A 12,250-nucleotide genomic window follows, 5' to 3' on the forward strand; every position below is an offset into this window, starting at 1 on the left:
CACCCAGAATGAAGGGGGATGCATGGCACGCACCACTCGATCGGTCATCGGCGTCGACGAGCGCATGAGCAGCTCGAGGGCCATACCGCTCGGCATCCAGCACATGATGAGCATGTTCGGCGCGACGGTGCTCGTACCGGTCCTCACGGGCCTGAATCCCAACGTCGCCATCATGTGCTCGGGCATCGGCACAATCTGCTACCTGCTCGTCACACGCAACAAGATTCCCAGCTATCTTGGCAGCTCCTTTGCGTTTATCAGTCCCATCATCGCGGCGACCGCCGCCACGGGAAGCCTGTCCACGGCGCTCTCGGGCGTCGTCGCGGCGGGCGTCGTCTTTCTGGTCGTTGCCGGCATCATCAAGCTCGTCGGCACGGGATGGCTCGACAGGCTTCTGCCGCCCGTGCTCGTTGCATCCGTCATGGTGGTCATTGGCGTGGGCCTCTCCGCCACGGCCGTGCGAATGGCCCTCAACGCGGCGACGGACTCGTTCGTCGCCGAGGGCGCCCTCGTCGCCGCCGTCTCGCTTATTGCCGCGGTCGCATTCTCCAGCAGGGGAGGCCTCTTGGGCACGCTTCCCATCCTTTTGGCCATCATCGTCGGCTACCTTGTCTCCATCCCCCTGGGGCTCGTGAACGTGCAGGCCGTCGCCGATGCTGCCTGGCTGGGCCTGCCTCCCGTGCAGATGCCCCAGTTTGATCCGGGCGCCGTCGCGCTCGTCGCGCCGGTCGCGCTGGTCGTCGTCATCGAGCACATCGGTCACCTGCTTGCCGTCGGCGAGATCGTGGGGCGCGACTATCGTCCCATGCTGCCGCGCTCCCTGGCCGGAGACGGCATCTCGACCATGATCTCCGGCTTTCTCGGAGGCCCTCCCACCACCACCTATGCCGAGAACATCGGTGTCATGAGCGTCACGCGCGTGTATGCGACCCAGGTGTTCTGGTACGCCGCTGGTTTTGCCCTGTTCGTGGGCGGCTTCTGCCCCAAGCTCGCCGCCTTCATCAGCACCATCCCCACGCCGGTCATGGGGGGCGTGAGCCTTCTCCTCTTTGGCCTCATCGCCTCCAACGGGCTTCGCATGCTCGTGGCGAATCGCGTGAACTTTGACGAGAACCGCAACCTCATGATCGCCTCCGTCGTCATCATTTTGGGCGTCGGCATGGAGACGTCGGGCGTGGCAATCCCGCTGGGCTCCTACACGCTGCCCGGCATGGCCACCTCGGCGCTCGCGGGCATCGCGCTCAACCTCATCCTGCCCTCCTCGCCGGCAGCCTCGAAGGCGGAGCCGAACGTGGAGTCATCGTCATCGTGACGTCCTTTCGTGGCCAAAACACGACGAACATACCAACATCAGGCCGTTTGTCGCTACGTTTTGGTATCAATGTCGTGTTTTGGCTACGTTGACGCAGGTCGCACGCGCCAACTCGCCATGCCGCGCCCCATCGACCGATTGTTGCCATGCGCCGGGCGCGCCGTCAGGCAGGACGAGCGTCATGCCGCGACCGACCCGCCCATGGTTGAGCCCCGTAGTTGGGTACAACAGTCCCTGTAGTGCCATCGCAACAACGAAGGGTTGCCTCATGACAGATAACATCAGGGACCTCGTCATCGTGGGAGGGGGCCCGGCGGGGCTCTCCGCCGCCATCTACGCCGCCCGAGCGCTGCTTGACGCCGTCACGCTTGAGCAGGAAGCCGTCGGCGGGCAGGTCATCCTCACGAACGAGGTGGACAACTATCCTGGCGTGCCGCACACCGACGGCTTCTCGCTCACCGACGCCATGCAAAGGCAGGCCAAGGACCTGGGAGCGGCCATCGTCATGGAGGACGTACGCTTCATCAGCCGCGACGAGTCGTCCGGGCTCTTCACCGTGACGACCTCCGCAGCGAGCTACGTCACCAGGGCGGTCATCCTGGCCGGCGGCGCCACGCCGCGCCATGCGGGCTTTGACGGCGAGGAGGAGTTCGGCGGTCATGGCGTGTCATACTGCGCCACGTGTGACGGCATGTTCTACCGCGGCAAGCAGGTCTTCGTGATCGGCGGCGGCAACTCCGCGGCCGAGGAGGCCCTTTTTCTCACCAAGTTTGCCGACAAGGTGACCATGGTCGTCCGCAAGGACCACATGCGCGCCCAGGCCTTTGTGGCGAAGCAGGTCGCAGAGAGCGAGAAGCTAGAAGTTAGGTACCTAACTAGTATCACGGCGGTCGGGGGAGACGGGCTGCTGCAGAGCGTGACCTTCCGCAACAACGAGACGGGCGAGCTGACCACCGAGACCTTCGACAAGGGGTCGTTCGGCGTCTTCGTCTTCGTGGGCCGCGTACCTGCGTCCGAACTCGTCAAGGACCTCGTCGAGCTTGACCGCCAGGGCTACGTGGTCACCAACGAGCGCATGGAGACGTCGGTTCCGGGCCTCTTTGCTGCTGGTGACGTGAGGCAGAAGAGTCTGCGACAGATCGTGACGGCCGCTGCGGACGGCGCCATCGCCGCGACGAGCGTCGCGTCGTACCTGGGACAGCCCGTCGAGGGCTAGCGCCCCCCTTCCGCCAGCTCCTAAAAATATGATAATATATCTTATGTAAAGTAAAAGAAATGCTTGCCTTAGTAGCCTGGGGTCCTGCCTCCGATCGCGTCTGCGAGGGCCGTTTCGCCTCTACCCTCGCAGTCGCGGACGAATTCCGGGTGGACCGAGTGGGGTCGCACATGTGACAAAAGACGCGTCGTGCCCTTGTGCGACGCTAGCGTCGCGGCGTGCGCGCCGTAGCCAGAGAGCTCCGACACAGGTCCCATATCTTGGGTTGGATCTGGTCCTCGCCGTCGGCGTCCATAATGACCAGGATGCTGTCGAGCGACTCGAGCATCGTGGAGCCCGTGGGCACGATGTCCGTGCCCATGCGGTCAATCGTCACGATGCGAGAGGACGCCGGCCAGTCAACGTCGCACAGGCGTCTGCCCTCAAGGCGGCTGCCCGCGCCCACCGTGTAGGAATGAAGGGCCTTCTCGCCCGTCACGTTACCGCGCACGGACGAGGTGACCTTTCTCACGCCCAGCAGGTTTGCCAGCAGGTGCTCGTAGAACGGGTCGCTGCCCAACACGTTGGCGATCACGTATGCCACGATGGACACGATGGACACCGCCAGCAGCGCGCTGAAGCTCCCTGTGAGCTCAAAGGCGAGCACCACGCCCGTGACGGGGGCGCGCACGACCGAGGAGAACAGGCCGGCTATGCCCAAGGCCATGAAGTTGACGACAAAGAGGCCCTGGATGCCCGTGACGTGCGCGAGAAGGCTCCCGTAGAGGGCGCCGATGAGCATTCCCATGACGCAGAGCGGAAACAGCGTGCCGCCCGGCGCTCCCGAGGCAAAGGAGACGCTGGTGAAGAGGTACTTCCCCACCAGCAGGCCCAAGATGGTCAGCAGGGGCAGCGCGTCGGGCCTCCCGAGGACCTCGACGATGGCGTCGCCGCCGCACAAGAGCACCGGAGCGACACATGCCACGACGCCGGAGAGCAGGTAGGGCACGGCGAGGCGCACCACGAAGGGAAGGCGCCCGAGACGCGCGAAGGCCCGCTCGCTCAGCAGGAACATGCCCTGATTGTGAAGCGATCCCAGGACGCCGCAGAGCAGCCCCAGTCCCAGCACCGCCAGATAGTAGGCATGCGGCAGGTCGCGCACGAAGCGCAGCTGCAGCACCGGCGTGACGCCGAGCACCTGCGAGACGAGAAAGTCCGCGGCGACGGCCGACGCCATGGCCGAGACGATGAGCGACGGGGTGAACTCCTTGTGAATCTCCTCCACCGCAAAGAGCACGCCCGTGAGGGGCGCATGGAACGCGGCTGACATGCCCGCCGCCGCCCCGCAGGTGACGAGCAGACGCTCCTCTCCCCTGCCGCGCCTGAGCGCCCGTGAGACGGCCTTGCCGCCCATGCCGCCCAGCTGCACGCTGGGACCCTCACGGCCCAGCGAGAGGCCCGAGAGCGTCAGGAGGGTCCCCTCCACGAACTTTGCCAGCACCACCCGATGCCAGGGCATGTCGATGCGGCCCATGACCTCGGCGTCGATCTGGGGAATGCCCGAACCCTGGGTGTACGGCTCCCAGCTCACCAGCTTCGCCACGATCAGGCACGAGACGACGAGCAGGGCCACGAGACCCACGATGGCAAGGGGCTGTCGCTGCATGAGGGCAAGCAGCTGGCGCAGGAGGACCTCGGCACGGGTGAGGCCCAGGCGATATAGCGTGACGACGCCACCTCCCGCCAGGCCCACAAGGGCCCCCTCCCAGATCATGTCCACCTGAAAGCGCCGCGAGAAGCGCCTGCTCACCTGTTTGTCCGCTCGATTGCTGGGCATCGCGCCCTCTCCCTCCCTCGCGTGCGAGGCTTCCATCATATCCCTTGGTGGGAGTGACGCGCCATGACGCGTGGGGTGGCACGCGGCCCTCGCGACAGTCGGCGACGAAAAGCCGACGTGACCCGTCAGAGCTGCGGCGCAGGGGGCTCAGGCGGCCGTCGCAAGCCGGCAGGACGGCGCCTAGCTGACCGTTACGAGTGTGAAGACCTCCTGGGAAAACTCCCGCCCGATGGTCGCGCGCGGGTCGAGGAAGGCAAGCTCGAGGAGGAAGGCAAAGCCCACGACCTCTCCGCCGGCCTTGGTCGCAAGCTTGGCCGTCGCCACCGCCGTGCCGCCCGTTGCGACGAGGTCATCCACAATGAGGATCCTGTCGCCCGCCTGGATGGCGTCCTGGTGTATCTGAAGCTCGTCCGTGCCGTACTCCAGCAGATACGACTCGCTATACACGGCGCGAGGGAGCTTGCCGGGCTTGCGTGCCGGTACGAAGCCGGCCCCCAGCTTGTAGGCAACCGGGGCGCCCACCAAGAAGCCGCGCGCCTCCGCGCCGATGACCTTCGTGATTCCCGCGTCCGTAAAGTGGTCCGCCATCCTATCGACGGCCTCGCGCAATCCCGCAGGCGAGGCGAGAAGGGGCGTGATGTCCTTGAAGACGACGCCCGGCTCGGGATAGTCCGGTATGTCGATGATGTGGCTCTCGAGCGTGCCGTCATCCTGGGGCATGAAAGGTCCTTTCGTCAGTCGCGCGGTAAAGCCAGACGGCGCCCTACTCCCCCATCTGTGAGAAGGCCCGTCTGATCTGCCGCTTGAGCAGGGTGTCGTGCACCTGGCTCGTAAGTATCAGAATCTGCTGGAGGGCGTTGGCAAACTGCTCGCGCGTCTCGTTCGTATGCTCCATCTCGACGCCGCCCGCCTTGCGTGCGTACACCATGAGGGCCTGCTCAAAGAGGGCGCTCTCGCGGTTGGCCGCCGTGACGTACTGGCGAAGGTTCTTGGGGGCGATGCCAAAGTGCTGGAGCTCGTTGCAGGTCCGTATGAGGGGGATGTCGTGCCCGTCAACCAGGTCGCGACCGTGCGGCGACTTCTTGAGGACGATGAGCCCGGCGTCGGAGCACTGACGCACCAGGCTCACGGACGTGCCAAAGAGCTCGGGAACGCGGTCGATGGGATAGAGGCGGTCCTGGGTCGCGGCGCCCTCCTGCTGCGCCTCCGTGAGGCTGGCGGCGAGGGCCCCTGACAGCGCGTCGCCGCTCTTGCCCTCCAGCTGGTCCCTGATGACCTGCAGGGGCATGAATCGATTCTTCTGCAGGTAGAGAATCGTCTCCAGGCGATGGATGTCCGACTGTGAGTACAGGCGGTAGCCCGACGGGGTGCGCGAGGGCGTGAGCAGCCCCTCGTCCTCAAGGTAGCGCACCTTTGAGATGGAGAGGTCCGGGTACTGCGCCTGCAGCCTTTTGACGACCTTCCCTATCGTGAGATACCCGGCATCTGGCATGGGCTAGGCACCGGTCTCGATCCTCGTGGGCTTCCGGTTGGTGTGGAAGACCATGCGAAACGTGCCGATCTGCACCGTGGACCCGTCCTTGAGGACCGCCTTGTTCACGATGGCCCCGTCAACCCAGGTGCCGTTGAGCGACCCAAGGTCCTCGATCGTGGCGTAGCCGGACGAGATGCCCGACAGGTCGATGCGCGCATGGCGACGCGAGACGGTCATATCGTTAAGAAAGACGGCGTTGGAGGGGTCGCGACCGATGGAGATCTCCACCGTGCCCAGCTCGAAGACGGATCCCGTCTGGGGACCCTTCACGATCGAGAGCGTCGGCCGCGCGGGCGTGGCACTCCCGATGAGGTCGGGCGACGTGGAGTCCGTGGACGGCATCCTGAAGATCTCGGTGGCGTCCATGTCCGCGCCGTTCTTCTTGATCTGATCCATAGTGCACGCTCCCATCATCAAGGTGCTAGCACAGCTATTCTAACCCTACTACCTGCAGGCGATGCAGTCCATCTCGACAAGTGCGCCCAGGGGGAGGCGCGAGACCTCGACCACCGAAAGCGCCGGCGCGGGCACGGGAAAGCGCCGCGAGATGACGGCCTCGGCCTCGGGCAAATCGTCAAAGCAGGTGAGGTACAGCGTCGCCTTCGCGACGTCCACGACCGAGCAGTCGCACTCCCCGAGGAGCTCCTCGACGATGTCAAGAATGCGCTCCAGCTGCGACGCCACCCCACCCTCGACGATTCGGTCGGGATGGCGCGGGTCAAGGGCGACCTGGCCGGCCGTGAAGATGAGGCGCCCTGCGGTGGTGCCCATCGAGAAGGGGCCCGGGGCGTCGGGAACGTGCGGTGCGTTGATCGAGTATTTCATATGACCTTCCTTCCGGTCGTCATCCTCGCCTGCGGCAGTCGCACGGCCCACGGCGCGCGAAGGGCCCCTGGCGCCGAGGCCGTCGTGGGGCCGTCAGTCGTCCAGCCCCCGTGCGCCCACGAAGTCGCTCCCCGGACGCACGAGCCCGTCGCGCTCCAGCTGCGCGCGCGACACCCGGACCCTGTCCTGCGACGCGCAGCTCCCTAGCGCCCTCCACCGTCGCCGGGACCATGAGAGGAAGCCCTCATGCCCCAGGGGCGTCACGACGGCAAAGGAGAGCAGGCTCCTCCACACGACGCGTGCACAGGCGGGCGGCACGAGCAGCAGCAAACACGCGTCCCCGGCGCCTGCGGGGGACGCCACGATGGTCGTGATGTGACCGTCCAGGTCGAGGTTCACCACCTCGCCCGGCTCCGGCAGGCGCTCCGTGCCTCGGACGTAGTCCTGAAGGACGAGGCGCGCCGCCGAGCCGACGAGGGCCAGGGGCACGAGACGATCGCTCATGTCGTCAAGGTCGAGGCCCCCAAAGGGCCTCACGCCGTCCTGATCGACGTCCCTCAGAAAGCCCATCCAAGAGTGCAACAGCTCATGACGCGGCCAGGGGTCCATCACGAGCAGCTCCGCGTCACCCGTACGCGCGGCAAAAGGGATTGACGCAAGCGCCCCGTCGCCCAGCAGCGACGCCTGGAGTGAGCAGTCTCCCACGGCGAGCTTGGGCCCGGCGAGCGCGAGTCCGCCAAAGGACGCCGCCTGAGCGCCCGAGGCAAGAAGCAGGAGCATCCCGCTCAGGTCCACCAGAGCGACGTCGTCCTCAAGGTCCTCAGGACGGGGCTCTCCCTCATAGGACGAGGGGGATGCCAGTGTGCCCCCCTCCCCCGCAAAGCGGGCGCCGAGCGCCAGCTGCTCATCTTTGAGCGTCGTCAGGTCCATGGCCCTCCCCTCATGCCACGTCAAGAAGCTCGTCCATATTGACGAAGAGCGGCAGCGCGAACACGTTGACCTGGGGAAGGTCACGCGTCCGCGTGTCGGCCAGATAGGTCTCGGCGCAGACCGTGCGCCCGTCCTGTGTCCAGACGCTGCTCCCGTACCCCGATCCGGGGTCAACCAACGACCCCGGCAGCAGCATCGTCGAGCTCCACGCGATGTCTCGCTCGGGCAGGACGAGGCCGCTCGCATCCATGCCGGCAACGACCAGCAGGCGGCCGAAGAAGCTCGTGGAGGCGTTGACGATGCGCACGGGGAGCTTGGCGCGCGCCAGCGTCCTGCGCTGGTAGCGGCTCTCGTACCCCCAGTCCATGAGGCGCGCCGTGTCCCCGAAGCGCCCGGCGTTGGTGGCGCAGCCCAACACGCAGCTATAGAGCCTGACGCCGCTGCGCTCCGAGCAGCCGAGGAAGGTGTAGCCCGACTCGACGGAGCCCGTCTTGATGCCGATCAGCCCCGCGTAGCCGTCCATGAGCTCGTCGGTGGAGGCGTAGGTCGTTTGCCTCCCCGCGAAGGTCGCCGTGACCGAGCGCATGCGCACCGTCCGCGCGATGAAGGGATAGTGCTCGAGCGCATACGCGCCCATCTTGACGAGGTCCTCGGCGGTCGAGCGGTGAGCGTCCTCGGACAGCCCGTGCGTGTTGGAGAAATGCGTGTTCGTCATGCCGATCTCGCGGGCCTTCTCGTTCATTCGCGCCACGAAATCCTCCGTGGACCCCGAGACGGCCAGGGCGACGTTGTCGGCCGCGTCGTTGGCGGAATAGACGAGCATGACCTGCAGGAGGTTCCTGAAGCTGATGACGTCGCCCGTCGCGATGCCCGCAAGCTGTGCATTGGAGTCATAGGTCACCCGCGTGAGGGTGCAGGCGTCATCAAGGTCCTTGCCCGAGTCGAGTGCGACCATCGCCGTCATGATCTTGGTTATTGAGGCGGGCTCCATCTGCTGGTCGGCGTTTTGGGAGGCAAGGACGTTGCCGTCCTGGTCAACGAGGACATAGGCCTGGGCCTCGCTCAGCGCGGGCTCGTCGGCCCATGCCCCCACGGGCGTCAGCAGTGCCGCCACGAACATGACAGCGAGCGCAAGGAGCAGCCGTGACGGGCGTCTGCATGCCTCTCTCGTCATGACGCTTCCCCTTCCGCGCTCCTGCGCGTGGCGCGGGCGCGCCTCATGATCCGGATGCCGGTTGTGGTGTAGACGCCCGCCGTGATGGCGGAGAGCACCACGCCCGCGTACACGAGCAGCACGCCCACGGAGCCCCCATGGGCATTGAGGACGGGAAGCCAGGACGCCCCCGTAACGCCCAGGCCACCCATGTGCGGGACGCCGAAGAGCATGAGGACGAAGCCGGACATGAGCAGCGCGGTGGTGACCTTGCCAATGTAGATGACGTCAACCGGGCGGCGGCGGTAGCGCTGCAGGATGAGCGTGCCCACGAAGAGGTAGCCGTCGCGCAGGATCACGAAGGCGGCGACCCACGCGGGCAGCTCGCCTGTGGCCATGAGGCCCAGCACGCCCGTAAAGAGCAGCACGCGGTCCATGACGGGGTCCATGATCTTGCCCAGCCAGCTCACGGTCTGCGTGCGACGAGCGACCTGCCCGTCAACGAAGTCGGTGAGCGCGGCGACGGCATAGCAGACAAGGGCGAGCGACCGGTTGACCCCGCTCACGAACAGCGCCAAAAACGCGACCGTCAGTGCAAGGCGGCAGGCTGTGATGAGATTGGCGAGCGTGAGGACGCGGTCGGAGGGATTGTCCGGCGTGCCCACCGGGGCGGCAACGCTCCCCCTCTGCTGCGCGGCGAGGACGTCGGGGTCAACGCGACCACGGACGTCATCAAGCATGCGCGTCGTCTTCTCGGACACCTCGGGCCTTTCCACGTGACGTCATTACGGTGCACTATCCTACCCGATGGGTGGGTGCGCGTACATGGGCCCAAGGCGGCAACCACGCCTTCGTCACCCCGCGCCGCGCGCAGGAGCGCCGCGGGCCGTGCCATGGGCAGGCGCTCATGTTCCTAGCCGAGCGCGTCGTCGCTCAGCTCGATCCTGCGATACGTGACCCCGCAGGTCTCGAGGGCGGTGCGAGAGACCTGTGCGCCCAGCGTGTCATGGTACTTGTCGTCCAGGTAGACGACCTCGCCGACGCCCGCCTGGATGAGCATCTTGGCGCACTCCTGACAGGGGAAGAGCGTCACGTAGACCGTCGCCCCCTGCACGTCCTTGAGCGAGCCGCGATAGTTGAGCAGGGCGTTGGCCTCGGCATGGATGACGTAGTTATGCTTGTCAAAGAGGGGGTCGTCGGAGTCCTCCCAGGGAAACGCGTCATCCGTGATGCCCGAGGGCGTGCCGTTGTACCCCACGGAGAGGATGCGGTGGTTGGTGTCGGCGATGCAGGCACCCACCTGGGTCTTGGGGTCCTTGCTTCTGAGGCTCGCCGCGATGGCGACCCGCATGAAGAACTCGTCCCACGAGATGACGTCGCTTCGCTTGCCCGGCATGGTGCCCCTCTCGTCGTCCTGAGCGTACATTGAGCAGTATAGAGGGTCGGGAAGAGGTCGTGCCCCTCGCCATAAGACAGACGCTCCACTCAGCGCGGGGACGCCGCGGCGAGCGGCCGACGCGCCATCGACGCGGCCTCGGCCCAAGGCCCCCGGACTGGTGCGACCTCTAGCTGAAGAGCCTGATGCAGCCACGGCCCGGGCGCACCGCCGTGAGCCTCACCCCCGTGGCGCGCGAATACGCCTCGATCATCTTGCCGCCGCCCACGTAGATGGCCGCATGACCCGCATAGGAGATGACGTCGCCGCGTCGGAGGTCCTCGTAGGGGACCCTCTGCGCCCGCGCGTAGTTCCAGAAGTTGTTGGCGTCATGGCTGTGCCAGCCCCGGGGGCCTGACGACACATGGCTCCAGGGGTTGAAGTCGCTCTCGTACACAGCGCTGCCCAGGTCCATGCCCGTCGCGTAGGCGCACTGAAACACCAGTCCGATGCAGTCCACGCCCACCCCGGGGGCGCAGGAGTAGTTCCACACGTAGGGGGTGCCAAGGTAGTCGTACGCGCGCCGCACGAACGCGTCAACGCAGTCCTCGCGCGTGGCCTCAAGCCCGATCACGCTTGGCGAAGCGTAGGAAAAGATGCCGTGGCCGCCGGGAACGACGACGTTCCAGCTCGAAACCTGGTAGTGGCCCGCCGGGTTCTGATAGCCGATCTTCGAAGGCGCCGGCGCCGCAGCAAGACGCCAGGACTGGGCGACAGATCCGTCGGGCTCAAAGACCCGCACGCCCGCGCCGGCACTCATCGTCTCGCCGCAGGCCTGGAGCACCGCCTCTTCGGCGGCCGAGCGCAGCTCGAGCCCCGAGACGCCCATGGTGATGAGCCAGCGTTGCGTCGCACCGCCGTCGCGGGGCCACTGCCGGACGTCCGTCCCGGAGCCGAGATTTGCTCCTCGCGCGTCGAGCTCCAGCCCGGAGTTGCAGTTGGTGAGCGTGAGTGCGCCCCCACCAGCCTCGCGAAGCCACCATCGCTGGGCAAGGGTGCCGTTGCCCGACCAAAGCTGTACCCTGGTCCCAGGGGTCTTGGAGGCGTATTCGTCATCAAGACGAAGCGAGGGATTTGCGGCCAGGCAGACCTCGTAGAAGCCGGCGCGCACGCCGCTCGTCGCCCACAGGGCGGCCCAGCGCACACCCTGACCGAGGTCGAGGCGCGCACCCGTCGCCTCGTTGGTCAGCACGTAGCCGCCTGACGGGGCGTACGAGACGCCCCAGCGACTCCGCGCACCCGCGTCGGGCGCCTGACGCCGGTCGTCGTCGTCGGTAAGATAGAGGCCCGAGCAGCTCGCCTGAAGCGCGTAGCTCGAACCCCCCAGGTGCCTCACCCACCAGGACTGCGCCTGCGTGCCGTTGGCGGCATAAAGTTGGAGGCCTGCGGCGCTCGTCGACCCGCCGGGAACGTCGAGCGACCGCGTGAGATCCGCGAGGGGGGCCAGGCGGTGCCACCCTGGGGCGATTGCGGCGGCGGGCGCCGCCTCAAGGCGCCAGGCCTGCGCCTGCGTGCCGTTGGCGGCGTAGAGCTGGAGCGTCGCGCCGTTTGTCAGGGAGCCCGCCCGGACGTCCAGGGCAAGCGTCAGGTCAAGGGCGCAACGCAGCGAGACGAGACCCGCTCCGCAGGGAAGGGCCACCCACCTCTGGGAGCCCGTGCCGTTGGAATCGTACTGCTGGACGGGGGTCCCCTCGCGCCCGACGCCGTGACGCACGTCCAGGACCTTCCCCGACTGGGCGTTACAGAGCGTCACGTAGCCCTGCTCGTCAACCGTGGCGATCCAGCTCTGCGCCCCGGTGCCGTTTCGCTCGTAGGTCTGGACCCTGGCGCCGGCCTCGTAGCTGCCCGCCGCCACGTCGACGACCTTGCCGGACCCCTCGCCCGTCAGCACGTAGGTCCCCGACCCCAAGATGGCGCCCCCTTCGTTGCGGGCGACCGCCTTGCCCAGGTCGGAGAGAATGAACGACCAGACCTGCGCCGGCGTGCCGTTGTCCTGCCACAGCTGGACGTTGGCGCCGTCCGCGTCGCT

12 protein-coding genes are annotated in these 12,250 nt (G+C 66.7%); 2 read left to right on the forward strand and 10 right to left on the reverse strand.

Annotated elements, in window-relative coordinates:
* The first annotated feature begins 22 nt into the window (after positions 1-22).
* Together HMPREF2826_RS07165 and trxB are read left to right on the forward strand one after the other, a co-directional pair.
* Positions 23-1,312, forward strand: coding sequence for a uracil-xanthine permease family protein (locus tag HMPREF2826_RS07165; protein ID WP_070640548.1), 1,290 nt, complete (start codon positions 23-25; stop codon positions 1,310-1,312).
* A gap of 268 nt (positions 1,313-1,580) precedes the next feature.
* Positions 1,581-2,528: a thioredoxin-disulfide reductase gene (gene trxB, locus HMPREF2826_RS07170; RefSeq protein WP_070640550.1), complete on the forward strand. Its 948-nt coding sequence runs from the start codon at positions 1,581-1,583 to the stop codon at positions 2,526-2,528.
* Between the two features lie 205 nt (positions 2,529-2,733).
* Here trxB and HMPREF2826_RS07175 read toward each other — a convergent pair whose 3' ends face one another.
* The 10 genes from HMPREF2826_RS07175 to HMPREF2826_RS07220 all read right to left on the reverse strand — a co-directional run.
* Entirely contained in the window at positions 2,734-4,344 is a 1,611-nt protein-coding gene (locus HMPREF2826_RS07175; RefSeq protein ID WP_070641243.1) for a ClC family H(+)/Cl(-) exchange transporter, read from the reverse strand.
* 180 nt (positions 4,345-4,524) lie between these two features.
* Entirely contained in the window at positions 4,525-5,064 is a 540-nt protein-coding gene (locus HMPREF2826_RS07180) for an adenine phosphoribosyltransferase (RefSeq protein WP_070640552.1), read from the reverse strand.
* A 43-nt stretch (positions 5,065-5,107) separates the two neighbouring features.
* Positions 5,108-5,836 carry a transcriptional regulator FtsR gene (locus tag HMPREF2826_RS07185; RefSeq protein WP_070640554.1) on the reverse strand — a complete coding sequence of 243 codons (729 nt, stop codon included), beginning with the start codon at positions 5,834-5,836 and terminating at the stop codon, positions 5,108-5,110.
* A gap of 3 nt (positions 5,837-5,839) precedes the next feature.
* Positions 5,840-6,274, reverse strand: a complete 435-nt coding sequence (locus HMPREF2826_RS07190; RefSeq protein WP_070640556.1) for an FHA domain-containing protein — start codon at positions 6,272-6,274, stop codon at positions 5,840-5,842.
* 48 nt (positions 6,275-6,322) lie between these two features.
* Positions 6,323-6,703, reverse strand: coding sequence for a RidA family protein (locus HMPREF2826_RS07195; protein WP_070640558.1), 381 nt, complete (start codon positions 6,701-6,703; stop codon positions 6,323-6,325).
* 93 nt (positions 6,704-6,796) lie between these two features.
* Entirely contained in the window at positions 6,797-7,633 is an 837-nt protein-coding gene (locus tag HMPREF2826_RS07200; protein ID WP_070640560.1) for a hypothetical protein, read from the reverse strand.
* Positions 7,634-7,643: 10 nt separating this feature from the next.
* On the reverse strand, positions 7,644-8,807 hold the full coding sequence (locus HMPREF2826_RS07205) for a D-alanyl-D-alanine carboxypeptidase family protein (RefSeq protein WP_070640562.1): 1,164 nt from the start codon (positions 8,805-8,807) through the stop codon (positions 7,644-7,646).
* Complete coding sequence (locus HMPREF2826_RS07210) at positions 8,804-9,562, reverse strand: CDP-alcohol phosphatidyltransferase family protein (RefSeq protein ID WP_246824714.1); 759 nt, start codon at positions 9,560-9,562, stop codon at positions 8,804-8,806. The genes HMPREF2826_RS07205 and HMPREF2826_RS07210 overlap by 4 nt, the downstream gene beginning before the upstream one ends.
* Positions 9,563-9,699: 137 nt before the next feature.
* Positions 9,700-10,182 (reverse strand): deoxycytidylate deaminase, encoded by a 483-nt coding sequence (locus HMPREF2826_RS07215; RefSeq protein ID WP_058270551.1) that lies wholly within the window; start codon positions 10,180-10,182, stop codon positions 9,700-9,702.
* 169 nt (positions 10,183-10,351) lie between these two features.
* Positions 10,352-12,250 (reverse strand): RICIN domain-containing protein (locus HMPREF2826_RS07220; RefSeq protein WP_210388983.1); only part of this gene is annotated, 1,899 nt, incomplete at its 5' end.

This window comes from Olsenella sp. HMSC062G07 (assembly GCF_001811895.1).
Lineage (GTDB): Bacteria > Actinomycetota > Coriobacteriia > Coriobacteriales > Atopobiaceae > Olsenella_F > Olsenella_F massiliensis.